The organism is Cryobacterium sp. TMT1-2-2 (genome assembly GCF_004403505.1).
Classification (GTDB): domain Bacteria; phylum Actinomycetota; class Actinomycetes; order Actinomycetales; family Microbacteriaceae; genus Cryobacterium; species Cryobacterium flavum.
Genome location: NZ_SOGS01000015.1, coordinates 74,008 through 96,379, shown reverse-complemented (window position 1 = coordinate 96,379; position 22,372 = coordinate 74,008). Strand labels below are relative to the sequence as shown.

The 22,372-nt window shown below is 66.6% G+C and carries 17 protein-coding genes; 11 read left to right on the top strand and 6 right to left on the bottom strand.

Annotated features, from left to right (window positions below):
* Nucleotides 1–56 precede the first annotated feature (56 nt).
* The 3 genes from E3T35_RS09790 to E3T35_RS09780 all read right to left on the bottom strand — a co-directional run bounded on the left by E3T35_RS09790 (nt 57) and on the right by E3T35_RS09780 (nt 5,536).
* On the bottom strand, nt 57–2,165 hold the full coding sequence (locus tag E3T35_RS09790; protein ID WP_134346632.1) for a prolyl oligopeptidase family serine peptidase: 2,109 nt from the start codon (nt 2,163–2,165) through the stop codon (nt 57–59).
* A 138-nt stretch (nt 2,166–2,303) separates the two neighbouring features.
* Complete coding sequence (locus E3T35_RS09785; RefSeq protein WP_174776438.1) at nt 2,304–4,547, bottom strand: UvrD-helicase domain-containing protein; 2,244 nt, start codon at nt 4,545–4,547, stop codon at nt 2,304–2,306.
* Nucleotides 4,548–5,062: 515 nt separating this feature from the next.
* Nucleotides 5,063–5,536, bottom strand: a complete 474-nt coding sequence (locus E3T35_RS09780) for a MarR family winged helix-turn-helix transcriptional regulator (RefSeq protein ID WP_241988804.1) — start codon at nt 5,534–5,536, stop codon at nt 5,063–5,065.
* A gap of 57 nt (nt 5,537–5,593) precedes the next feature.
* On the opposite strand from E3T35_RS09780, the gene E3T35_RS09775 reads away from it, so the two are divergent.
* Both E3T35_RS09775 and E3T35_RS09770 read left to right on the top strand, forming a co-directional pair.
* The gene (locus E3T35_RS09775) at nt 5,594–6,403 is read left to right on the top strand and encodes a TspO/MBR family protein (RefSeq protein WP_134378810.1); all 810 of its coding nucleotides are present in this window, start codon (nt 5,594–5,596) and stop codon (nt 6,401–6,403) included.
* Complete coding sequence (locus tag E3T35_RS09770) at nt 6,400–8,058, top strand: MFS transporter (RefSeq protein WP_134378808.1); 1,659 nt, start codon at nt 6,400–6,402, stop codon at nt 8,056–8,058. The genes E3T35_RS09775 and E3T35_RS09770 overlap by 4 nt, the downstream gene beginning before the upstream one ends.
* Before the next feature lie 160 nt (nt 8,059–8,218).
* On the opposite strand, the gene E3T35_RS09765 is transcribed toward E3T35_RS09770, so the two are convergent.
* Entirely contained in the window at nt 8,219–8,842 is a 624-nt protein-coding gene (locus E3T35_RS09765; protein ID WP_134378806.1) for a Pr6Pr family membrane protein, read from the bottom strand.
* 210 nt (nt 8,843–9,052) lie between these two features.
* On the opposite strand from E3T35_RS09765, the gene E3T35_RS09760 reads away from it, so the two are divergent.
* From E3T35_RS09760 to E3T35_RS09725, 8 genes are all read left to right on the top strand, one after another.
* Nucleotides 9,053–9,787, top strand: a complete 735-nt coding sequence (locus E3T35_RS09760; RefSeq protein ID WP_134378804.1) for a phosphotransferase — start codon at nt 9,053–9,055, stop codon at nt 9,785–9,787.
* Entirely contained in the window at nt 9,738–10,064 is a 327-nt protein-coding gene (locus E3T35_RS09755; protein ID WP_134346931.1) for a type II toxin-antitoxin system RelE/ParE family toxin, read from the top strand. Before E3T35_RS09760 ends, E3T35_RS09755 begins: the two co-directional genes overlap by 50 nt.
* A 444-nt stretch (nt 10,065–10,508) precedes the next feature.
* Nucleotides 10,509–10,733, top strand: a complete 225-nt coding sequence (locus tag E3T35_RS19785) for a hypothetical protein (RefSeq protein ID WP_241988803.1) — start codon at nt 10,509–10,511, stop codon at nt 10,731–10,733.
* 130 nt (nt 10,734–10,863) lie between these two features.
* Nucleotides 10,864–12,045 (top strand): MalY/PatB family protein, encoded by a 1,182-nt coding sequence (locus tag E3T35_RS09745; protein ID WP_134378802.1) that lies wholly within the window; start codon nt 10,864–10,866, stop codon nt 12,043–12,045.
* A gap of 56 nt (nt 12,046–12,101) precedes the next feature.
* The gene (locus tag E3T35_RS09740) at nt 12,102–13,469 is read left to right on the top strand and encodes an O-acetylhomoserine aminocarboxypropyltransferase/cysteine synthase family protein (protein ID WP_134378800.1); all 1,368 of its coding nucleotides are present in this window, start codon (nt 12,102–12,104) and stop codon (nt 13,467–13,469) included.
* Nucleotides 13,470–13,489: 20 nt separating this feature from the next.
* On the top strand, nt 13,490–14,059 hold the full coding sequence (locus E3T35_RS09735; RefSeq protein ID WP_134378798.1) for a hypothetical protein: 570 nt from the start codon (nt 13,490–13,492) through the stop codon (nt 14,057–14,059).
* On the top strand, nt 14,059–16,038 hold the full coding sequence (locus E3T35_RS09730; RefSeq protein ID WP_134378796.1) for an ATP-binding cassette domain-containing protein: 1,980 nt from the start codon (nt 14,059–14,061) through the stop codon (nt 16,036–16,038). Before E3T35_RS09735 ends, E3T35_RS09730 begins: the two co-directional genes overlap by 1 nt.
* A complete protein-coding gene (locus tag E3T35_RS09725; protein ID WP_134378794.1) occupies nt 16,035–16,862 on the top strand; it encodes an ECF transporter S component in 828 nt (275 codons plus the stop codon). The genes E3T35_RS09730 and E3T35_RS09725 overlap by 4 nt, the downstream gene beginning before the upstream one ends.
* Nucleotides 16,863–17,099: 237 nt before the next feature.
* Here E3T35_RS09725 and E3T35_RS09720 read toward each other — a convergent pair whose 3' ends face one another.
* Together E3T35_RS09720 and metH are read right to left on the bottom strand one after the other, a co-directional pair.
* Nucleotides 17,100–17,360 carry a hypothetical protein gene (locus E3T35_RS09720; RefSeq protein WP_134378792.1) on the bottom strand — a complete coding sequence of 87 codons (261 nt, stop codon included), beginning with the start codon at nt 17,358–17,360 and terminating at the stop codon, nt 17,100–17,102.
* 27 nt (nt 17,361–17,387) lie between these two features.
* Nucleotides 17,388–21,017 (bottom strand): methionine synthase, encoded by a 3,630-nt coding sequence (gene metH / locus E3T35_RS09715; RefSeq protein WP_134378790.1) that lies wholly within the window; start codon nt 21,015–21,017, stop codon nt 17,388–17,390.
* A gap of 947 nt (nt 21,018–21,964) precedes the next feature.
* Between metH and E3T35_RS09710 the strand changes: the two genes are divergently transcribed.
* Nucleotides 21,965–22,366, top strand: a complete 402-nt coding sequence (locus E3T35_RS09710) for a hypothetical protein (RefSeq protein WP_166789900.1) — start codon at nt 21,965–21,967, stop codon at nt 22,364–22,366.
* Nucleotides 22,367–22,372 lie beyond the last annotated feature (6 nt).

The following is a 22,372-nucleotide window of genomic DNA, read 5'->3' as shown; positions in this document are numbered from 1 at the left end:
AGCTGGTTCCTCTCCAGCTCTCCACTTTAACCGAAACTCCCGGCCGGGTCGTACGCTCAGCCGAGCAGGCGCGGCCGCTTCCAGTTGGCGCCGTGCACGTGCTGGTCGAGAAACGCGAACACGGTCTCGTACCAGATCACCGCGTGCTGCGGCTTCAACACCCAGTGGTTCTCATCGGGAAAGAAGAGGAACTTGTGCTGGGTACTGCCGTCGGCAGTGGCGTGGTGCTCGGCCAGTTCCGACCACAGCCGCAGGCTCTCGCCGATCGGCACCCGGTAGTCGTGGTCGCCGTGAATGACGAGCATCGGCGTGACAATGTCGCGCACCGCCTGGTGCGGCGAGTTGTCGATCATGCCCTGCGCCGAGAAGATGCTCTGCCAGTACTCGGAGTTATCAGTCGTGCCGTTGAACTGGTCGAGCGACCACAGGCTCGCGTGGCTCACGATGGCGCGGAACCGGTCGGTGTGGCCGGCCACCCAGTTGGCCATGTAGCCGCCGAATGATCCGCCCATCGCCGCGGTCAGAGACTCATCGATCTCGGGGAGCGCTTCGGCGGCATCCGTAATCGCGAGCAGGTCGGTGTACGGCTTGGCGCCCCAGGAGTTCCAGCCACGCGCGATGAAATCCAGGCCATAGCCGGTCGAGAGCGCCGGGTCGGGCAGTAGCACCGCGTAGCCGCGAGCCACGGCGAGCAGCGGGCTCCACCGCCAGCTCCACGCGTTCCAGCTGTTCAGCGGGCCGCCGTGAATCCAGAGCAACAGCGGTGCCGGATGCTGTATCGAGGCTCCCGCAGGCAGCAGCAGCCACGCGCGCACTCGTGCTCCGTCCTCCGCCACGGTCTCCACCTCCGTGATCGTGCCCGGAACCACAGGCAGCGCGGCCGGGGTAGCGAGCGTGGTGATGACACCGGACCGGCTGATCCGCACCGGATGCGCCGGCGTGATCCACGAGGAACGCAACGCGACTATGGCGCCGGTCTGGGCGTCGACAGAGACGTTGGTATAGCTGAAGTCGTCGGTCGTGAGCTGTTCGGGCGTGCCGCCATCGAGCGGCACCCGAAAGATCGGTCCGCGGCCGTCGTGGTCGGCGGTGACGATGAGGGCCTGGCTCGAGTCGGCCGGCGAGTCTGCCGGCGAGTCGAAGACCAAGCTCGACGGCCAACGGTCCCACTCGGCGGCGAGGCGGCGCGGGTGGCCGCCGTCGAGGTCGGCGACCCAGATCTCCTGGTCGGCCGGGCCGTCCGGCGTACTGACGGCGGAACGTACGAAGGCGACCTGGCGGCCGTCGATGCTCACGGTTGGCGATTCGAAGTCGACCTTCGGCTCGTCGAACAGGGTGGTCTGGGCGCCGGTCGCGACGTCGATGGACACCAGAACGTACCGGCCGGAGCGCTGCTCGGCCACCCGCAGCGCCACGATGAGCGTGGATCCGTCGGGGGTCAGGGCCTGGCCGGCGGTGTCCATGGTGCGGCCGGGGGTGGGCGTGAGGTCTCGGGGACGTGGGAGGTCGGCGGGGTAGGGGGCGGGGGCATCCGCTTCGCTGTTGATTGTGGGGGCCGTAATCGTGTCGTGCAGGTCTGCGAGGTCGAGCGCGAGCAGGTGGGGTTCTGCGGGGCCGAGGTCGTGGTCCCAGAAGCGCACCGGATAGCTCTCGTGCAGAATGGCCGCGACCTTTTTCTCAGTTCGTTCCTTGCGGGCGGCGCTCTCAGCTTCGAGGTCGGCGGCGCTCGGTAGCAGGTCGGCCGCGATCACGAGGGACCGCGCGGCGGTCGCCACCGCGGCGATGCCGGAGACTCCCCCGGCGAGCCGGGTGATCGCGCGGGCCTCGCCGCCGGCGGCGGGGAGCAGCCAGAGCTGGGCGGCCTCGGCGTCCTTCTCTGCAGCGGCCGCGTCGGGCCGGCCGGAGACGAACAGTACATCACCGGCGGCCGTGAACGCCGCCTGCGATTCGCCCTTCGCCGACCGGGTCAGGCGGGTGGGAACACCACTGCCGTCGGCGGCCACCGACCAGAGTGCGCGCTCGTAGCTCGTCTGATCGCGGGTGAGGGTGGCGACGGTGAGTACGACGCGCTGGCCGTCGGGCGAGAGCGCGAGACCCTCAACGCGGGGCAGCGCGATGTAGTCGTCGAGGCTGGAAAAGGGTGTGGGCGTGGACTCCGATGTCATGGTTCAACGCTAGCCGACTGGGTAGGCGGCCCACGGCTCCCGCATTACCCATGGCTAATTCAGGAAATCCGTGCGGCCGGTGGCCCGGTCCCGCCCTGCTCCGCGGGCAAGACGCGCTACGCCCCACGGATTTCCTAATTAAGCCACGGAGGAAGTCTGTGTATCGCCCAGCGGCGCGTCCCCCACGAGGTACAGCCGCTGCGTGGCCCGGGTCATCGCTACGTAGAGTGCGCCGGCGCCACGCTCGGAGGCCGCGAGAATGGCCGTCGGGTCGACGACGATCACCGCGTCGAACTCCAGCCCCTTCGCGTCTCGCGGCGTGAGCAACGCAATCTCCCGGCTCAGGCCGAGTGCTCCGACGCCGAGCAGATCGCCGAATTCGGCGCGCAGGGTGGCTTCGAGCTCATCGAGCCCGGCGTCGACGACGATCACGGCGAGGGTGCCACCTGCGCCGAGCGCGCGGTCGCTGCGGACCGCCACCGCGGCATCCGCTACCGTTTCGACCGGCCACTCACTCGACCGCACCGTGCGCGACGGCGTGATCGACAGACCGTGTGAGAGCGCCACCGTTTCGGCCGCCGTGGCGATCTGGCTGGGGGTGCGGTAGTTCACGGTGAGCTCTTCGAGCCGCCAACGGTCCGCTTCGGGCGAGCCGTCGAGCACCGGCTGCAACGCTTCTTTCCAGGTAGCGGATGCCGCGGCGCTGGCCGCCTGCGCGATGTCACCCACGATCGTGAATGACCGGCGCGGACCACGCCGCAGCACCAGCCGCCACTGCATCGGCGACAATTCCTGGGCTTCGTCGATGACGACGTGGCCGTAGGTCCAGCTGCGATCCCGGGCGGCGCGCTCACTGGTCGTCGAGCGCTCATCGAGTTCACCGGCTCGGGCGGCGAGGTCTTTTGCGTTGACCAAGCCCTTCACCTGCATGTTCTCGATGGCCGTCTCGGCGTTCTCCACATCGCGCCCCCGTTGTTCCTTGAGCGCGCGCTTCTTGGCCTGGTCCACCGCGTTGTACTCACCGAGCAGTTCGGCGGCTTCGTCGAGCAGCGGAATGTCGGCGATCGTGAACTCGGCGTCGCGCGGGCGTGCCAGCAGCTTGCGCTGGGCGAAACGCCAGCGGGGGGTGAGTTCCTCCAGCCATTGCGGCCGCGCATAGAGATCCTGCAGCAGTTTCTGCGGGGTCAGCGGCAGCCAGGCGGTGTTCAGTGCGACCCGCACATCGTCGGCCAGGCGCAGGTCTTCGCGCAGCATCGGCAGGTCGGTGTCGTCCATCGACCGGCCCTGCTTCTGCAGCTGCTCGAGCCAGACCCGGGAGAGCGCGTTGATGGCGGTCTTCACGAACGTCACGCGGGCCTCGTTGTGAGTCTTATTGGTGCCGCGGGCACGCGCGATCGCGTGGGCCACGAGTTCGGGCTGCAGCACGATGCGATCGCCGTTCACGACCAGCACCTGCGGTGCGGCAGGGGTGCGTTGCCGGGAATGCACGGCCCGCGCGATGAGGTCGGCCATGAAGGTCTGGCCTTTGAGGGCCGCGACGGCGGGGGCATCCGTTTTGGTCGCTTCGATGCCGGGGAAAAGCTGGCCGACGGTGTTGAGCACGACGCCGGTCTCGCCGAGCGAGGGCAGCACGGCCTCGATGTACTGCAGGAACGACGGTGTCGGGCCGATGATGAGCACACCGCTGTCCCGCAGGCGATCCCGGTGCGTGTAAAGCAGGTAGGCGGCGCGGTGCAGTGCCACGGCGGTCTTGCCGGTGCCCGGGCCACCCTGCACGACCAGAACACCGGCCAGCTCAGAGCGGATGATGCGGTCCTGCTCCGCCTGAATGGTCGAGACAATGTCGGACATGTGCCCGGTGCGCTGCGCGGTGAGGGCGGCGAGCAGGGCGCCTTCGCCCTGGTGCGCGCTCGCCGAAGGGTCAGCGAGCAGGGCGGCATCGAGGATCTCGTCTTCGATGCGGATGATGCTGCGCCCCTTGGACAGCAGGTGGCGGCGAGCCCGGGCGCCGAGCGGTGTGGCGGCGGTGGCTTGGTAGAACGCGCTCGCCTGCGGCACCCGCCAGTCCAGCAGCAGCGGTTTGTGGTGTTCATCGCGCAGGCCGACCCGGCCGATGTAGCGGTAGACCGAGTCGCCGGAGTCGTCGGGCATGGTTTCGAGTCGGCCGAAAGCGAGCCGGTCGTCGACCTCGCGCAGTTGCACGATGCGGTCCTCGTAGAGGCGGGCAAAGGTGTCGCGTTCGCTGCGCGATTGGTGGTTGCCACCGACATCGAGGCGGCGCACCGCTTTCAGCTGGCCTTCGGCCTCTTTCGCCAGCGCGTCCAGCCGCGCATACAGGCCCTGGACATAGTTCTGTTCCCGAACAAGCTCCTGGTCGATCACGAACACCCCTTAAACCGAAGTCCCTAGTTTAGTCGCGGTCAGTGTGGGCCTTGCTGTGTATATCGAGCCGCTCGGCAAGGCCGGGACGGCCACGCTTCACACTTGCGCAAAAGGAAAGTCAGCTCGGGGGACGGGACCTCGTGCGGGTTGATTTCGGTTCCCGCACATTTGCGTGCACGAGGCAGCCGTTTCTTGTCACGGGCGCCACGCTCACCGCGACCCCAACCGGGTGTCGTTCGTTGCCGCACTCCGAATCGCCCGCCGCTCCGTGGCACAGGGCGTTTTTTCCCCTCCGTAACCTGACCACGCCACAGCGGTCTGGCGTCATGCGGTTCGCGCCCTTGTCCGGAAGCAGCCCAGGCAGTGAGCAGCGATGTGCGCCATCGCGACCCGGTAGGACAAGCGCGCCGTCATCCACCGCGGCGGAGTCCTCCTCCGGGCCATCACGATCTGGTTGAAGCCGTTAGGAGACACGCCCGTGGGGTGCCCCGCTTGCCAGGTGTCGTACGGCCGGGTTACCAGCGGCGGGCTGAGGAGGCGGAGATGATCGTGAGCAGCGCGTCACGCATCGCGTCCGCGTTCTCGAGCTCGGGAAAGAGGTCGGCCTCGAGCGTGCGGGACTGCTCCCAGACGGCGGTGCCGGCATCCGTTCTGACCACGGAGTGTCGCCGGGCGTCGTGCTCGTCCCGGGTGCGCACCACGTAGCCCTCGCGCTCGAGTCGTTCGAGGGTGCGGGACATGGTCTGCGTCTGCACGCGGGCGGCACGAGCGAGTTCGGTCTGGCTGAGCGGCCCCGAGCCGAGCAGGTGCAGTGCGACCATGCCGGCGTGGGTAAGTCCCAGCTGGTCCAGCGCCTCCACCCAGGCGTGTTCGACCAGCCGCGCGGCGGTCGAAAGCAGGCGTCCGGTCGGCCAGCAGGCCATGGACTCCTGCACTGGCGCCGGTTTCGGCTTCTGGTCCGCCGGGGGTTTCGGATCAGGTGTGGTCATGCCCCTAATCTAGTGCTAGCGTCAACTAATCAGCTAGCTGATTAGTAGGAGACTGAGATGAAACTGAGCAACGATCGTCTGCGCCAGACCGTGGTGCTGGTCAGTGCGATCCTGGCCATCGTGGGATCGTTCATCGGTTCGGGCGCCGCCGGCGGAACCCCGATCCAGAACGCGTCGGGCGGGGCTCTGGCAGCCGACGCGACCCCGATCGCCCCCGACGGCCCGGCATTCGGCATCTGGACGCCGATCTACCTCGGCCTGATCGCCTACGCCATCTGGCAGTTCCTGCCGGCGCAGACAACGGATGCCCGGCAGCGCACCCTCGGCTACCTGGTCGCCGCGTCGCTGGTCCTGAACGCGGCCTGGATCCTCAGTATCCAGTTCGACCTGCTCGCACTCAGCGTCCCCGTGATCGTGCTGCTTCTGGCCGTGCTTATCCGGGCGTTCCAGCTCACCGTCGCCTCGCGGCCGAAGAACCTGGTCGAGACGATCGTCGCCGACGGCACGATCGGCCTGTACCTGGGCTGGGTCAGCATCGCCACCGCGGCGAACGTGACGGCCGTGCTCGTCGCCGCCGGCTTCGGCGGTTTCGGCATCAGTGCGGACGTCTGGGGGGTCGCCGTGATCGCGTTGGCCGGCCTGGTCGGCGTGCTGATCGCCCTCTCCGGGCATGGCCGGCTCGCGCCCTCCGCATCCCTCTGCTGGGGACTCGCCTGGATCGCCGTCGCCCGCCTCACGGGCACTCTTCTTTCCACCCCGGCCGCGATCGCGGCCCTCGTCGCGGTGGTCGTCATTCTCACGGTCACCGTCACCATTCGCATCCGAAGCTCCTCTTCCACGTCAACGCGAGGGCTGGTACCCGCATGACCAGCACCGCCCCCACCGCACCCTCGGCCCGCCGTCGCTGGGCCGGCCTCGTTTTCATCAGCGTCGCGGTCGCCCTGATCATCGTCGACTCCACGATCATCAACGTTGCCATTCCCTCGATCGTGGAAGACCTGGGCATCACGTCGACCCAGGTGCAGTGGGTGCAGGAGAGCTACACGCTCGTCTTCGCCGCGCTCCTGCTTGTGTTCGGCACGCTCGCTGACCGCTTCGGGCGCCGCCGCATCCTGGTGCTCGGCGTGATCGTCTTCGCCACGGCATCCGTCTTCGCCGCGTTCTCCCAGTCGGGTGACCTGCTGATCCTATCCCGGCTGATCCAAGGCGTCGGCGGCGCGATGGTGCTGCCGACCACCCTGTCGATCATCAACGCCACCTTTCGTGGCCGGGACCGCGGCATCGCGTTCGCGATCTGGGGCTCGACCATCGGTGGCATGGTGGCCGTCGGCCCGCTGCTCGGCGGCTGGCTCACCACCTACTTCTCCTGGCGCTGGGCGTTCGGCATCAACGTGCCCCTCGGCATCGTCATCATCATCGGCGTGCTGGTCTTCGTGGTCGAATCCCGGGATGCCGGGGAGCCCCGCCGCGTCGACGTGGTCGGTGCCATCCTCTCGGTCATCACCAGCGCCTCGCTCGTCTTCGGGTTGATCGAGGGCCGTACCTACGGCTGGTGGCTCACCAACAACGCCCCGACTTTCGGCGACTGGACCTGGCCGTACTCCGCGTCGATCATCCCGTTCGTCTTCCTGCTCACCATCGTTTCCGGGATCGCCTTCGTCGCCTGGGGGCGCTACCGGCAGCTGGCCGGACAGACCACCCTGCTCGCCTTCTCCCTGTTCGCGATCCCTTCGTTCCGCAACGGCAATATCGCCGCCATGATCGTGTCGCTCGGCGAATTCGGCATCATCCTCTCGCTGCCGCTCTGGTTGCAGAACGTGCTCGGCTATGACGCACTGCAGACCGGTTTCGTGCTGCTCGCCCTCGCGCTGGGCTCGTTCGTGGCCAGCGGGCTGTCGGGCGCGTTCGGAAACAAGACCTCGCCGGAGACGATCGTGCGCATGGGCATCATCGCGGAGATCATCGGTGTCACCGGGCTCGGCATTGTCATCACCGCGGAAGCCACCTGGCTGGTGGTCGTGCCGTTCCTGTTCGTCTACGGGATCGGCGTCGGCCTGGCCACCGCGCAGCTGACCGGCGTGGTGCTCAAGGACGTCCCTGTGGCGCAGAGCGGCCAGGGCTCCGGCACCTCCAGCACCGCCCGGCAGATCGGGTCCGCGCTCGGAATCGCGGTGCTCGGCACTGTGCTGTTCACCGCGGTCGGCGCATCGCTCGACGCGAAGTTGTCTACCGTGCCGGGCCTGCCGGCCCAGACCCAGACACAAATCGTCGACGCGGTCGTCAACAGTGCCGGCTCCGCGATCCCGGCTCTCGAGGCGCAGAGCCCGGCTGTAGCGGATGCCGCGCGGGAGGCCTTCAGCGACGGCACCCGGTACTCGGCCTTCGCTGCAGCCGGGTTCCTCGTGCTCGGCTTCCTGGCGACGCTGCGGCTTTCCGGAACGGCGCCGCACCACGAGCAGCGCGAAGAGGAAGCGGCCGACGAGAGCGTCATCGCGGCCCGGACGTCGGGAGAGCCGGTATAGGCGTGCCTCCTAAAGCCTGGTGAGGGTTTTCAGGAGAATTGGCACCTGCCTCGTATTGCCGTGTTGTCTGACTCTGAATGGTGCCGGATGGACTCGGGGTGAAGGGGCACGTAACCCGGTGAAGGAAGTGCGGACAAGTGTTTATCGTCTTTCTGGGCTGTCATCTTTGAATCACAGGATGCAGCCCAATTTCCGAGAGACGGGTTTCGGGCACATCCACAGGTGTTAATTTGCGCACGAGATGCAATAGACTGATGAGCCAGATAATCGAAGCAAAGACGACCGTTGCGACAGCAATGGCCAGAGCGTAGAGCCCGACGACGCCGTAGCCCTGTGCCGGATCTAGGAATGGGTAGGGTACCCATCCGTCGGTCGCCCCACGGATAGTGACGACGACGATCCACACGATTGGGTAGACAAGGGCGACCCATATCTTGTTCAGCGGCAGGGCACTGCGGTCGCTGAAGATCACCCAATCAAGCGCGGCATAGAGGGGCAGGACTATGTGTAACACGGAGTTAGCCCACGCGAGGGACACGCCACCTTCAAGTCCGGCCAACAACACGTTGTACACGACGCCAGTGATGACAATGTAAGTTGTTGCACATCCTCGCGCCAACATCAACGACCGCGACTGGCGTCGTCCGGAGAGGGACACGACCGCGGCCACCAGCAGCACAACAACCAGAATAATGTTGCTTTGCATGGTGAAAAACCCGAAGAAGTTGAACGGGTTAATCGTCGCCCGCGTGGCCGTGTCGAAAAATGTCGACAGAATCGCCACAGTGCCCAGTATCGCGACAGATAGTCGGACTGCAGCTACGAAATATTTCACGGTCCGCCTTTGATTAGTGGTGCCAGTCTCGGGTAATGCGTCACCCGCACAAATTTTATGGGCCCAACCTGTTTTTATGTGGAAGATTCCACGCCATGGAATCTGACACCCCCGATACCGGGAAAACGGCCGGCGTTTGCACCCACTTAGGGCAGGGAAATGCTGTCCTACCTCCCGGGAACCGTCGGCAACTATCCATTGCCAGGCTGGATGTGGTCGCCGACGATCCTGCACGAGGCTGGATCTTTGCTCCGACGGATTCATGACGCCGACGTGCCACTCGCGCACCTGGCCGCCACGTGGCAGCTGCCGGCGCACGAGCCAATCGAGGTGGCGTGCCTGAACGACGTCGCTCCCTACAATATGGTCTTCCAAGACGGGCACCTCACGGGTCATATCGATGTCGACATGGCTTCCCCTGGGCCTCGGATTTGGGATCTTGCGTACCTCGCTTATCGGCTCGTACCTCTCGGCGAGTACGCAGACCATGACGTTCCGGGAGAGGAGGCTCGCCCCGGTCGGCTCGATGCCCTAATTCGTTCCTACGGCTATGACTTCGACCGTGACCGTGACGCCCTGCTCGCGCAGGACGCCACACGTCAACTCGACTCCATGGCCGTTCGCCTTCATCTGGACGATGAAAGCGACTATGGACGGTTGCGAGGGTCGAGCTCCCTCGCTAAGAAAGACGCCGCTGCTTTGAGGATGTCGTTCGTCTCGCGCAGGTCACGGTTTTCGCGCTTGAGGCGTTTGATTTCCTTGAGCTCCTCGCTCGTGGGCCCGGTGCGTTCGCCGGCGTCGGCCTGTGCCTGGGGTGACCCACTTTCACAGCGTCTCGGCGTCGATGTTGAGCTTGCGGCTAGGTCGCGGCACCCGGCCCACATTGACGGGTAATCCTTCAAACGATCAAGAGTCATACGGACCGCTCGTTCGCGAACCTCTGTTGGGTGTTTCTTGGGCATATCCGAATCCTTTCACCAGAAAGAAAGCGGCACTTCGAGCAATCGCGACACTCGATAATCCCCGGGATCGAGGCCAAGCCCTCACCGGAATTCTCTCAGGCCTGTGGCGGTATCGCGTCGGAGACTATCGCGTAGTGTGCGACCTCCAAGACGCACACCTGATCGTTTTGGTGATCGATATTGATCACCGCAACAGTATCTATGAATGACCGAAGATCGCTGGCTTGCGGGCGCTCTCGGGTGCGTCGCGCCGCCCGCCATGGCAGTATTTCGGGAGCCTGAAGGCGTCCGTCAGGGGGTGATAACGCCCGTGACCGGGGCTGATACCCGGCTCCGCGTTCGCGCGCTGCCAAGCCGCTTCGCTCGATAATCAGGTGCTGAATGACCTTGAAGACGCGCGCGGTATCGGATTTACTGGTCGGCACACGGACCGCACGGAACAGACGACGACCTCGCGCGCTGCGGATGAATTACCGAGTCAAATCCCGGAGGTGGACGTGATGACTTCGCACGTGGTCAAACCGCTGACTCCCGAGACCTTTTCGGCGTGACTGGCGCTCGCGTAGAAGCACAACGGGGTCTGGGGCGGGTGCTACTGCTCGTATTTCCACGGCGACACGGAGTGCACCGTCAACAGCGAGTCCGACGGGCCGATGTTCAAGCAGAGACTCGTGGCGGAGGCCTCGCCCAGGCCGCTCGTCTTCGACGGCGACGCGGCGATCGCGTGGTGCGAGTTTGGCAGCCCAGTTGAACTGCCGCGCATCTACCACCGCAAGGGCACAAGGGCCATGTTCGAGAAAGCGGGATTCACGTTCGAGCGTCACATCGGCAAGAGCAAGACCGTGATGCGCAAGACGATCCCGCCGGCCCGCGGCTAACGTCGGGTGCGCGAACTCATGTAAACAACACCCGTGACCGCTGCGACCGGCCAGCCGGCGACATCCGCTCATGTGTCGAATGTTTACGTGCCTGTTCGCTTATTCGCGCTCGCGGCCACAAGCTGTGGTCATGTCAGTCATCAAGGTCGCACCGCTGGAGCATATCCGGCGCGAGCGCAGCAGCATCAAGTGGACTCGGTTTCCCGCCGACGTACTTCCCTTGTTTGTTGCCGAGATGGATTACCCCCTGGCGCCGGAGATCATCGCGACCCTGGTCGAGCGGGTGCAGGCGTCGGATACCGGCTACCTGGACGGCCCCGGCCCGCTCGCCCCTGCCTTCGCCACGTTCGCCCGTGACCGGTGGGGCTGGGTCGTCGACCCGAGCCACGTGCACCTCGCTACCGATGTGAGCGTCGGCATCGTCGAAGCGCTGCGCCTGGCCGTACCACCCGGTGGGCGAGTGGCGATCACGCCGCCGGTCTATCCGCCGTTCTACGAACTCGTCGAAGAGGCCCTGGCTACCGTTATCGAGACCCCGCTGATCGAGCACGGTGACACCTGGCTGTTCGACTTCGCCGCCCTGGAGCGCAGTTTCGCGTTCGGCATCGATGCCTTCCTGCTCTGCAACCCGCACAACCCACACGGGATCGTCTGGGCCCCGGGCACCCTCGAAGAACTCGCCCGACTCGCGGCCCGCTACGACGTCTTCGTGATCTCCGATGAGATCCACGCGCCGCTCACCTACCCCGGCGCTACCTTCACTCCATTCGCGCCGGTCGCCCTCGCCGCCGGCGCCCGCGCGGTCACCGTGACCAGCGCGAGCAAAGGCTGGAACATCGCCGGGCTCAAGTGCGCCATCGTGGTCGCGGCCGATGACGAGACCAACGAGCTGCTCGGCCGCCTGCCCGAAGAGGTCGCCTGTCGCACCAGCATCCTCGGCCTGCACGCGAACATCGCCGCGTTCGGTTGTACCGACTGGCTCGACAATGCCATCGATCAAATTGTCGCCAACGATCTGCTGCTGTCTGAACTGCTCCGCGAACACCTGCCCGCCGTGATCTATCACCGGCCGCGCGCCAGCTATCTTGCCTGGATGGATCTTCGCCATGTCGGTCTCGGGGACAACCCGTACCAGCGTATTCTCGACGATGCCCGCGTCGCTCTCAATAGCGGTGAGTCCTTCGGGCTCGGCGGCCAGGGCTTCGCGCGGCTCAACCTGGCTTGCTCGCCCGACACCCTGCGCGAGGCCGTCGCCCGCATCGCGGCACTCGTCGCGCGGGTGGCCGCCGCCCCCACGGTCACGGCCGCCTGATGGCGCCGACAACGGATGCCCCGCTCCAGTTCCACACCGACGCAACAGGAAGTTCCATGGCCACGCCAGCACCAGCATCCGCTTCGCTACTGAACTCCGACGCCACCGAGGTCGTGGACCCGATCACCGACTGGGACGGCTTCAGCTTCGACACCCGCCAGGTGCACGTCGGCGAATACGCCGACGCGAACCGTGGTGCCCGCATTCCGCCGCTCACCCTGAGCGCCGGGTACGTCTTCGACAGCTTCGACGACGGGGCCGCCCGGTTCAACGGAGGCTCGCGAGAGCCTATCTACTCTCGGCAGGGCAACCCCACCAACGCGGTGGCTGAGCAGCGGCTCGCGTCGCTCGAGGGCGGCACCGCCTGTGTCGCCGTGTCGAGCGGGCAGGCCGCGATCAGTTCGGCCCTGTTCGCCCTCGCTGAAGCGGGCGAGCACATCGTCTCGACCGCGAGCATCTACGGCGGCACCCGCATTCTGCTCGGCCGCAGCTTTCGCCGCATGGGCATCGAGGTCGACTACGTCTGGGACACCGATTCCGACGCCGCCTGGGACGCCGTGATTCGCCCGGAAACCAAGGCCATCTTTACCGAGACCATCCCGAACCCGCGCAACGACGTCGTCGACATCGCTCGCATCGCCGCCGTCGCCCTCCGCCACGGCATTCCGCTCGTCGTCGACAACACCGTGGCCACGCCGTACCTGATTCGTCCGTTCGAGCACGGCGCCGACATCGTCGTGCACTCGACCACCAAGTTCCTCAGCGGCCACGGCGCCGGGGTGTCGGGCGCGATCGTCGACGGCGGCACCTTCGACTGGGCGGCGAGCTCGCGTCGCTACCCGCTGCTGACCGACTCTCTGCGCCCCGGCCTGCCCTCCCTGCTCGACCGGTTCGGTCCGGCCGCCTTCGCCCAGTATGTGCGCGAGGCCGTCGTGAACGATGTCGGGCCGTCACTCTCACCGTTCAACGGATTTTTGCTGCACCAGGGCATCGAAACCCTGTCGCTGCGCATGGAACGCCACGTCGACAACTCCATCGCCATCGCGCACTGGCTTGAGGAACAGCCCGAGGTGGAGGTCGTCGACTACGCCGGCCTGTCGAGCAGCCCGCTGCACGAAATCGCGCAGAAGTATTACAACGGCCGCACCGGGTCTGTCTTCGCCGTCACCGTCAAGGGCGGCATCGAGGGTGCCCGAGCCTTCACCAACGGCCTGCGCGTGTTCAGCCGCATGACCGGAATCGGTGACACACGCTCGATGGTGCTGCACCCGCTCACCACCACCCACGCGTCGTTCGCCCCCGACCTCAATGCCCGCCTCGGCATCACCGCCGGAATGCTGCGCCTGTCGGTCGGCATCGAATCGCTCGAAGACCTTCTGCTCGACCTCCGCGGCGGGCTCGACCGAGTCGCCGGCATCCTCTAAACGCTAGGTATTCTGAAGTAATGATCCTCACCGCACCGCCTGTCACCGCGCCCATTCGCACCTTTGCCGCGCTGGGCGCGCTCGTTCTGCTCGCCGCCCTGAGCGGATGCGCCACCACCGATTCCGGCGCCGGCTCGGGCGCATCCGCTGCCGCCACCGCACCGGCCGAAGCGGATGCCTCTGCCTCCGACTGCGCCGGGGTCAACGTCGTCGTCGATTTCGGCACGCTCGACGCCGACACGGTCACGAATTGTGTCGACGCGACAGCGGCTATCGCCGCCAGCGCGGCACTCACGACGACCGGCATCACTACCGAGGGCAGTGTGGAATACGGCGACGCCATCGTCTGCCGCGTCAATGACCGCCCGGCCGCCGACGAAACCGTCGTGGTCGATGGGCAGGAGTCGTTCACCGAGACCTGCGCGTCAATGCCGCCCGCCTACGCCTACTGGGCTCTCTGGGTGAAAGCCACCCCCGACGCCGACTGGGACTACGCCATGGAGGGTCTCGGCACGCTCGAGGTCGAGCCCGGCCAGTCCCTCGGCCTCGTGTACACCACCGGCACCGAGACGCCCACGCCCGGCAGCTAGTGTTTCGCCTGCGCCTCGCCCCGCTCCGCGCGGCAGTCGTGCTCGCTGTCGGCTTCGTGCTGCTGCGAGTCGTCTACCGGGTGGTGTTCGGCGGCGCCGGCGTTGGCCTCGACCCGGTGCTTCTGGATCTTCCGCGGCTGCGGCTCGACGGACCGTTCAGCCACATGACGCTGTTCGGCCCGATCACACTGCTCGGACTCGGTAACGCCGCGCTCAGCGCTCTGCCGGTCGCGGCCGTCATCGTATTCTTCGGCCTGCTCAACGCCGTCATCAACGTGCAGTCCCTGTTCGCGCGCGGTGCGGGCCGAGGGCCGCTGCGCGCCATTTCGCGCTCCCTCGTGATCGCCTGGGCCACTTTTCCAGCGCTCCTGGAGTCGGTACGGCGCGTGCGAGTCGCCCGAGCGCTGCGCGGTGAGCGGTCGATAGCGTCGCTGCTCGTGCCCGTGTTCGAGCAGACCATCGAGCGTGCCCTCGCACTGGCCGCGTCGATGGAGACGCGCGGTTTCGCGGCGACCCGCGCTGTCCCCGGGGTGTGCGAGGCACCCGTGGTGCTCACCGGTGCCGGTTTGAGTTTCGGAGCCGGCTGGCACCTCGACGACCTCAACGTGACCCTGGAACCCGGCACCCTGACCGTGATCGTCGGCGCGACCGGGTCCGGCAAAACCAGCCTGCTTCACAGCCTCAGCGGGCTGTTCCAGCATTTCTACGACGGAGTCCAGACCGGGCGCATCGACATTGCCGGAGCCGACCGCGCCTCGACTCCCCCACGCGACACCGCCGGATTCGTCGGACTCGTCGCCCAGAATGTGCGGCTCGGATTCGCGGCCGAAACGGTGCACGACGAGATCGGGTTCACCCTCGCGGTGCGAGGCGTCGCCCCGCCCATCGTGCACGCCCGCGTACTCGAGGTCGCCGCCCGGCTGAAAATCGAGCACCTCATATCTCGCCCGATCGAGCAGCTCTCGGCCGGTGAGTCCAGCCTCGTCGCCATTGCCGCCGCCCTGGTGAACCACCCCATTTTGCTGCTCGTCGATGAGCCGCTCGCCGACCTCGACCAGTCTGCGCGCGCGCGCGTCTGCACGGTACTCGGCCAGCTCGCCCACGAGGCTGGTGTGTGCGTCGTTCTCGCCGAGCACAACACCCACGAATTCGCCGGTACAGCGGATGCGTGGCTGCAGATTCGAGGCAGCCGCCTGCACGAGGTCTCCCCCGCCGAGTTCCAGTTCGCGGACGTCCTCGAGATTCCTGCACTGAAGCCGATCGCGACCCTACCTGCAGTGCCGTTGGCGAGCATCCGTCGTCTCAGCGTTCGGCACGCCGCCGATCTGGCCGTCGGCGACGTGTCGTTCGAGGTGCGAGCTGGCGAACTGATCGCGCTGCGCGGCAGCAATGGTGCCGGTAAGAGCAGCCTGCTGCGCGCGATCGCGCTGCCGACGGCTGCCGACACCGTGATTGTCGCCGGGCACGATGTCCAGACCCTCAAACGGCGCGGGCGGCGTCGGGCTGTGGCGCTCGTGCCCGAGAACTTCGACGACCTGCTGTTTTCGATCTCCGTGGCCGAGGAGTGCCGGCGGGCCGATCGGGCGCTGCGCCGTGCGAAAGACCGGCCCACCGCGCCCACGCACAGCGAGGCAGGCACCGCGGCGCTGTTCGCGCAGCTGCTCGGTTTCGACGCCACAACGGATGCCGCGCACCTGCTCGAGCGTCACCCGCGCGACCTCTCCGCCGGCGAACGACTCTGCCTCGTGATGGCCATTCAGCTCGCGGCCCGGCCGGCCCTACTGCTCGTCGACGAACCCACCCGCGGACTCGACCAGGCGGCGCGTGCCCTGGTCAGCGCGGCGCTCCTCACGGCCGCCGGTCACAGCGCCGCGGTCATCTTCGCCACCCACGACAATAACTTTGCGCGGGGTCTCGCCACGCGAACCCTACGCATGGCGGCGGGCCGGCTATCCGCGCCGATCGAGGTGCTCACGTGACGGTTATTGTCAGCGCGCGCCGCAGCATCCGCTGGACGTCGTGGATTCTCGGTGGCGGCAGCACTCTCGCGGCAGCCGCTTTCGCCTGGCCGTTCTTCGTCGGGGCGGTGCCGGCCGACGCGCAAGTGGCGGTGCCGATCGTGGCGTTCGCGCTCATACCGGCGCTCATCGTGGCCCTCGCGCTCACCCTCGACCGGGAGATGTACACGGCGAAAACAGTGGCACTGCTCGGTGTGCTCTCGGCAGTCGGTGCCGCGGTGCGCATCGCGGGTGCCGGTGTCGGCGGGGTCGAGGCGGTGTTCGTGCTGCTGATTCTGGCCGGACGGGTCTACGGCGCCCGGTTCGGTTTTCTGCTCGGACTGCTCACCATCGCGGTGTCCTCCCTGCTCTGGGGTGGTTTCGGGCCGTGGACTCCGTTCCAGATGTTTACCTGCGGCTGGGTCGGAGCGGGTGCGGGGCTGCTGCCGCGCTGGCACAAAGCGACTCCGCCGACCGAACCCGCGCGGCGTGCAACCGCGCTGCGCTGGCGTGCGAGCCTCGAAATCGCCATGCTGGCCGCCTACGGCGTGGTCGCCTCGTACCTCTTCGGGCTTCTGATGAACCTCTGGTTCTGGCCGTTCGCCGTGGGCAGCGGCACCGGAATCTCCTATGAAGCCGCCGCCGACCCCGGCCAGAACCTTGCCTCGTTCGCGCTCTACTCGCTCGTCACGTCGACCCTCACCTGGGACACCGTGCGCGCCATCACCACGGTCGTCGGCATCGCCCTCGTCGGCCCCGCCGTGCTGGCCGCCCTTCGTCGTGCCCGGCTGGGCCCGCGCCGCTGACCGCACCCGTTTTCACGCTTCGCGGGACTTGCGCAGCTGCGCGGGAGGCGCAACTCGCACGCACGAGCGCAGCTCCCGCGCGACGAGTTACGCTGGAGCTCCGGCCAGAACCTATCTCCCGCGTACTGGCGCAAGTCCCGCGTAACGTATGCCTTCGAGGCCACCCCGCCGTCGTAACTCCCGCGCACCGGCGCAGCTCCCGCGCGACGTACGGAACTCGCGCGGCCCGACGCGCGCCTACGCGAGGGCGACGCGGCCGCGGCCCACGGCCGGGCAGCTCTCGTGGCGGCGCTGGGCGGCGCTGAGGGCGTCGAGAAGGCCCTTCGCGGGCGCCCAAGTTTGGCGAGTGAACAGAAAGCTCGTGGGTACCAGTCGCCCAAACGAACCTTTCGCCTGACGGAAGAACTCGACCATCAGCTCGCGACCTTTGTCACGGCGGCGCAGCGACCGCAAAGCGACGTCATGCGCGACGCCCTCTCGGAGTACTTCGAGCGCCACGCGGGGTGATTCGGGAGGAACGACCCGTTACACCGAGAAGTACTTCGCTTCGGGGTGGTGGAACACGAACGCGTCGGTCGACTGCTCCGGGTGCAGCTGCAGCTCCTCCGACAAAACCACACCCATGCGCTCGGGCTTCAACAGCTCGACCACCTTGCGGCGATCTTCCATCTCGGGGCAGGCCGGGTAACCGAGCGAGAAGCGGGCGCCGCGATACTCCAGCTTGAACATGCCGGCGATATCGGTCGGGTCTTCGCCGCCGACACCGAATTCCGAGCGGATGCGCGAGTGCCAGTACTCGGCCAGCGCCTCGGTCAGCTGCATGGTCAGCCCATTAAGTTCCATGTAGTCGCGGTACTGGTTCGCAGCGAACATCTTGGCCGTCACCGAGTCCACGTTCGAGCCGGCAGTGACCAGCTGGAAGGCCACGACATCCGTTTGGCCGGTGTCCCTGGAGCGCACGAAGTCGGCCAGGCACAGGTGCTTGTCACGGCGCTGCCTCGGGAAATTGAAACGCAAGCGGTCGGTGCCGAGCAGGCCACCGGAACCGCCGTCGGGCGCGAGCAGGCCGGCCTGGCCCACCAGCCCGGTGGGGTCGTCGCCGTGGTGCAGCACGACCACGTCGTCGCCCTCGGCGACGACCGGAAAGTAGCCGTAGGCCACGGAAGCGTCGAGCATGCCCTCGCTCAGGATGCGATCGAGCCAGTAGCGCAGGCGCGGCCGGCCGACGGTGTCGACCAGTTCCTGGTAGCTGGCGCCGTCTTCGGCGCGGCTCGGTTTGAGCCCCCACTGGCCCATGAACGTGGCGCGTTCATCGAGAAAGGCCGAGAAGTCAGCCAGGGCTACACCCTTGACGATGCGGGTACCCCAGAAGGGCGGCACCGGAATGGGGTTGTCGGCAGCGACCTCGGAGCGGGCGGGCATCTCCTCCGGCTCGGTCAGGGTGAGCAGGCTCTTCTTGTGGATGCGCTTCTTGAGCGGCGGCAGCCCGACGGACAAGGGGTCGGCGCCTCGGGAGATGGCCACGAGCGGTTCCATCAGGGCGAGGCCCTCGAAGGCATCGCGGGCGTAGCGCACCTGTCCGGCGAAGACGCTGTCGAGATCGTCCTCCACGTAGGAGCGGGTGAGGGCGGCGCCGCCGAGCAAAATCGGCCACTTATCGGCGAGCCCGCGGGACTCGAGTTCGAGCAGGTTCTCCTTCATCACGACCGTGGATTTAACGAGGAGGCCGCTCATGCCGATGACGTCGGCGTTGTGCTCTTCGGCGACCCGGATGAACTCAGCGATCGATTGTTTGATGCCGATGTTGATCACGTCGTAGCCGTTGTTGGTGAGGATGATGTCGACCAGGTTCTTGCCGATATCGTGCACGTCGCCGCGAACTGTGCCGAGCACGATCGTGCCCTTGCCGGCCGCTTCGGATTTCTCCATGTGCGGCTCCAGCAGCGCGACCGCGGCCTTCATGACCTCGGCGGACTGCAGTACGAACGGCAGCTGCATCTCGCCGCTGCCGAAGCGGGCGCCGACGACCTGCATGCCCACCAGCAGGTGCACGTTGACGATGTCGAGGGCGCGCAGGCCCCCGGCCCGGGCGAGGTCGAGGTCGGCTTCGAGGCCCTTGGCCTCGCCGTCGATGATGCGGCGCTCCAGCCGTTCGCCCACCGGCAGGGCGGCCAGTTCGGCGGCACGTTCGTCCTTCAATGCGGCGGAGTCGACGCCGGCGAACAGGTCGAGCAGGGCCACCAGAGGGTCATAGGTGAGGGTGCCTTCGGCGTCGTATTCGCGGCGGTCCCAGACCAGGTCCATGGCCACCTTTCGGCGGTCATCGGGCACCGAGGCGAGCGGCACGATCTTGGCCGAGTTGACGATGGCGGAGTCGAGGCCGGCCTCGGTCGCCTCGTGCAGAAACACCGAGTTGAGCACCGAGCGAGCCGCCGGGTTGAGCCCGAACGACACGTTCGAGACGCCGAGGGTGGTGTGGATGCCGGGGTACTTCGCCTTGATCTGGCGGATCGCCTCGATGGTTTCGATGCCGTCGCGGCGGGTTTCTTCCTGGCCGGTCGCGATCGGAAAGGTGAGGGCGTCGACGATGATGTCCTCGACCCGCATGTCCCAGACGTTGACGAGGGTCTCGACCAGGCGTGTGGCGATGCGCACCTTGTGCTCGGCGGTGCGGGCCTGGCCCTCTTCGTCGATGGTGAGGGCGATCACGGCGGCGCCGTGCTCCTTCACGAGCGGCATGATGCGGCCGAACCGGGAGGTAGGCCCCTCGCCGTCTTCGAAGTTGACCGAGTTCACCACCGGACGGCCACCGATGAGCTCCATGCCGGCCTGCAGCACGGCCGGCTCGGTGGAGTCCACGACGAGCGGCAGGGTCGACGCGCTCGCGAGCCGGGAGACGACCTGCTTCATGTCGGCGACGCCGTCACGGCCGACGTAGTCGATGCAGACGTCGAGCAGGTGGGCGCCGTCCCGCACCTGGCTGCGGGCGATGTCGACGCAGTCGTCCCAGTTCTCCGCGAGCATCGCATCCCGAAAGGCTCGGGAGCCGTTGGCGTTGGTGCGCTCCCCGATGGCCAGAAAGGCACTGTCCTGGTCAAAACTGACGTGCTGGTACAGGCTGGCGACGCCGGCATCCGCTTCGAGCGTGCGCGGCTTTACCGTGACACCACGCAACCGTTCGACCACCTTGCGCATGTGTGCGGGAGTCGTGCCGCAGCATCCGCCGACCAGCCCCAGCCCGAACTCCTTCACGAACTGTTCGTGCGCCGTGGCGAGCTGGTCGGGGGTCAGCGGGTAGCTCGCGCCGGTCTTGGTGAGCTGGGGCAGACCGGCGTTCGGCATACAAATCACCGGTACGCGGGAGAACTTCGAGAGGTGGCGCAGGTGCTCGCTCATCTCGGTGGGCCCGGTGGCACAGTTCAGGCCGATCGCGTCGATGCCGAGCGGTTCGAGCGCGGTCAGCGCCGCGCCGATCTCGCTGCCCATCAGCATGGTTCCCGTGGTCTCCACCGTCACCTCGACGAAAATCGGCAAGCGGATGCCGGTCTCGCTTACGGCCTGCTTGCATCCGTTCACCGCGCTCTTGGTCTGCAGCAGGTCCTGCGAGGTCTCGATCAGGAAGGCGTCAGCGCCGCCGCGAATGAGGCCGAGCGCCTGCTCGGCGAAGGTGGCCTTGAGGTTTGAGTAGGTGGTGTGGCCGAGGCTGGGCAGCTTGGTTCCGGGGCCCATCGAGCCGAGCACCCAACGCACGCGGCCGTCGCGGGCTTCGAACTTCTCGGCACTGGTGCGGGCGATCTCGGCGCCGAGCCGGGCGAGTTCTTCGATGCGGTCTTCGATGCCGTAGTCGGAGAGGTTCGACCAGTTGGCGCCGAAGGTGTTGGTCTCGATGGCGTCGATGCCGGTTTCGAGGTAGACGTCGTGGATGGCCGCGATGATGTCGGGGCGGCTCACATTGAGGATCTCGTTGCAGCCCTCGAGCTGCTGGTAGTCGTCGAGGGTGGGGTTGTGCTCCTGCAGCATGGTGCCCATGGCGCCGTCGGCGATGACGACGCTCGACCTGACGGCGTTCAACAGTGCCTGCGATCGGGCTGGGCGCGCCTGGGCGACGGAAGTTTCGGTGTCAGTCGTTCGCTCGGGCTCTCGGTCGGTGTTCATTGGATCAGCCTAACGGCGGCCCCGAACGGTGCGCGGCCCCGAAGTAACGTTTCTTAGCGTGCGCGCCGCCGGGCGCGCCCACGAGTACGGTGCGCCCCACCGGGTTCCCCGGTCACGATCCACCCGGTCTCGAATCGTGCTGCCGCACGCGGAGCTTGCACGGGGAGCAAGCCCCGCCGGTTCTGTTCGAGGGTAGCTGCGTCGATGGCTTTGGCCTCGTTTCGATTGCACACCCATACCCGAATCGTGGGGAGGGTTTCTTCCGATTGGTCAGGAATAGAACAGACCTGCACCACCACGCTGTTTCCGGCATCAATGATTTTCAGTGCCGCACGCACCGTAGCCAGGTTAGCGACGGTCACGGCTCCGAGGGCGTCCCTGGTTAGTTCTGTGCTCGTTCGTGCGTTGTGCCAGCTGTCGAAGGTGAGGATGACGCGCGGGCTGACCCCTGCTGGCAGTAGGCCAAGCAACCATGACTGCACGAGACGGTCGGGTCGGGCTCCAGAGCGAGATCTTCGGGAACGTAGCCAGAGGTCGAACACGCTGGTTCCCCCATGACGGAACGGCTTGGCTTGGGAAATCTGCCGCTCGGCACCCCCAATAAGAGGGCGCCGATCGTGCAAATTCCACGTGGAGCGCAGTGCCCGCTCGACCGTTGGCCGCCTATACCACGTGTTCAACACCGATATCAGAGCCCCCGCATTGCCGCCATTGTCGAGCGATGCCATTGCCGATCCTCCCCCACAGACCCACGTTAGACATGTCTATCGTAACCCATTGGAGGGCCTCGGCGCGCGCCGAGGCTGGCCGCACCCGGCGAAGGGTAGGCTAGTTGGGCAAACAGGGGGCATCCGATGAACTACGAGTCGCGACAGAAGCGGGCGCACACGATGGTGTCCGACCTTGGTTTGCCCCGGCCGCTCACGGCCGAATTGTTGCACCGGCACATGGAAACAGTGCGCGGAAAAAAAATCGTGGTGCAGAGGGCGACTCCGCGCATGCTCGAGGCCGGTCTCTGCGGATTGTGGATTGCCGTCGCCGGGGAAAATTTCGAGCGGATCCACCACGCACCGACCACCTCGGTGATGCATCGCCAACAGTTCATCAATCATGAATTCGGTCACATGATTCTCAATCAGGAACAAGAGCTGTTGTCGGCGGAGCGAGTGGCTCTGCTGGCGCCCCTGATTCCAATGGATGCCATCGTCTATGCCCTATCTCGCACCCGCTTCTCCGACGAGCAGGAGGCCCTGGCCGAGGCCATCGGCGATCAGCTCGCCCTCATCATGCTGCACGATGGGCCGCTGGCTGCCCACGGCACCCAAACCGGATTCGGACGAGTTCTCTAGTGCAAG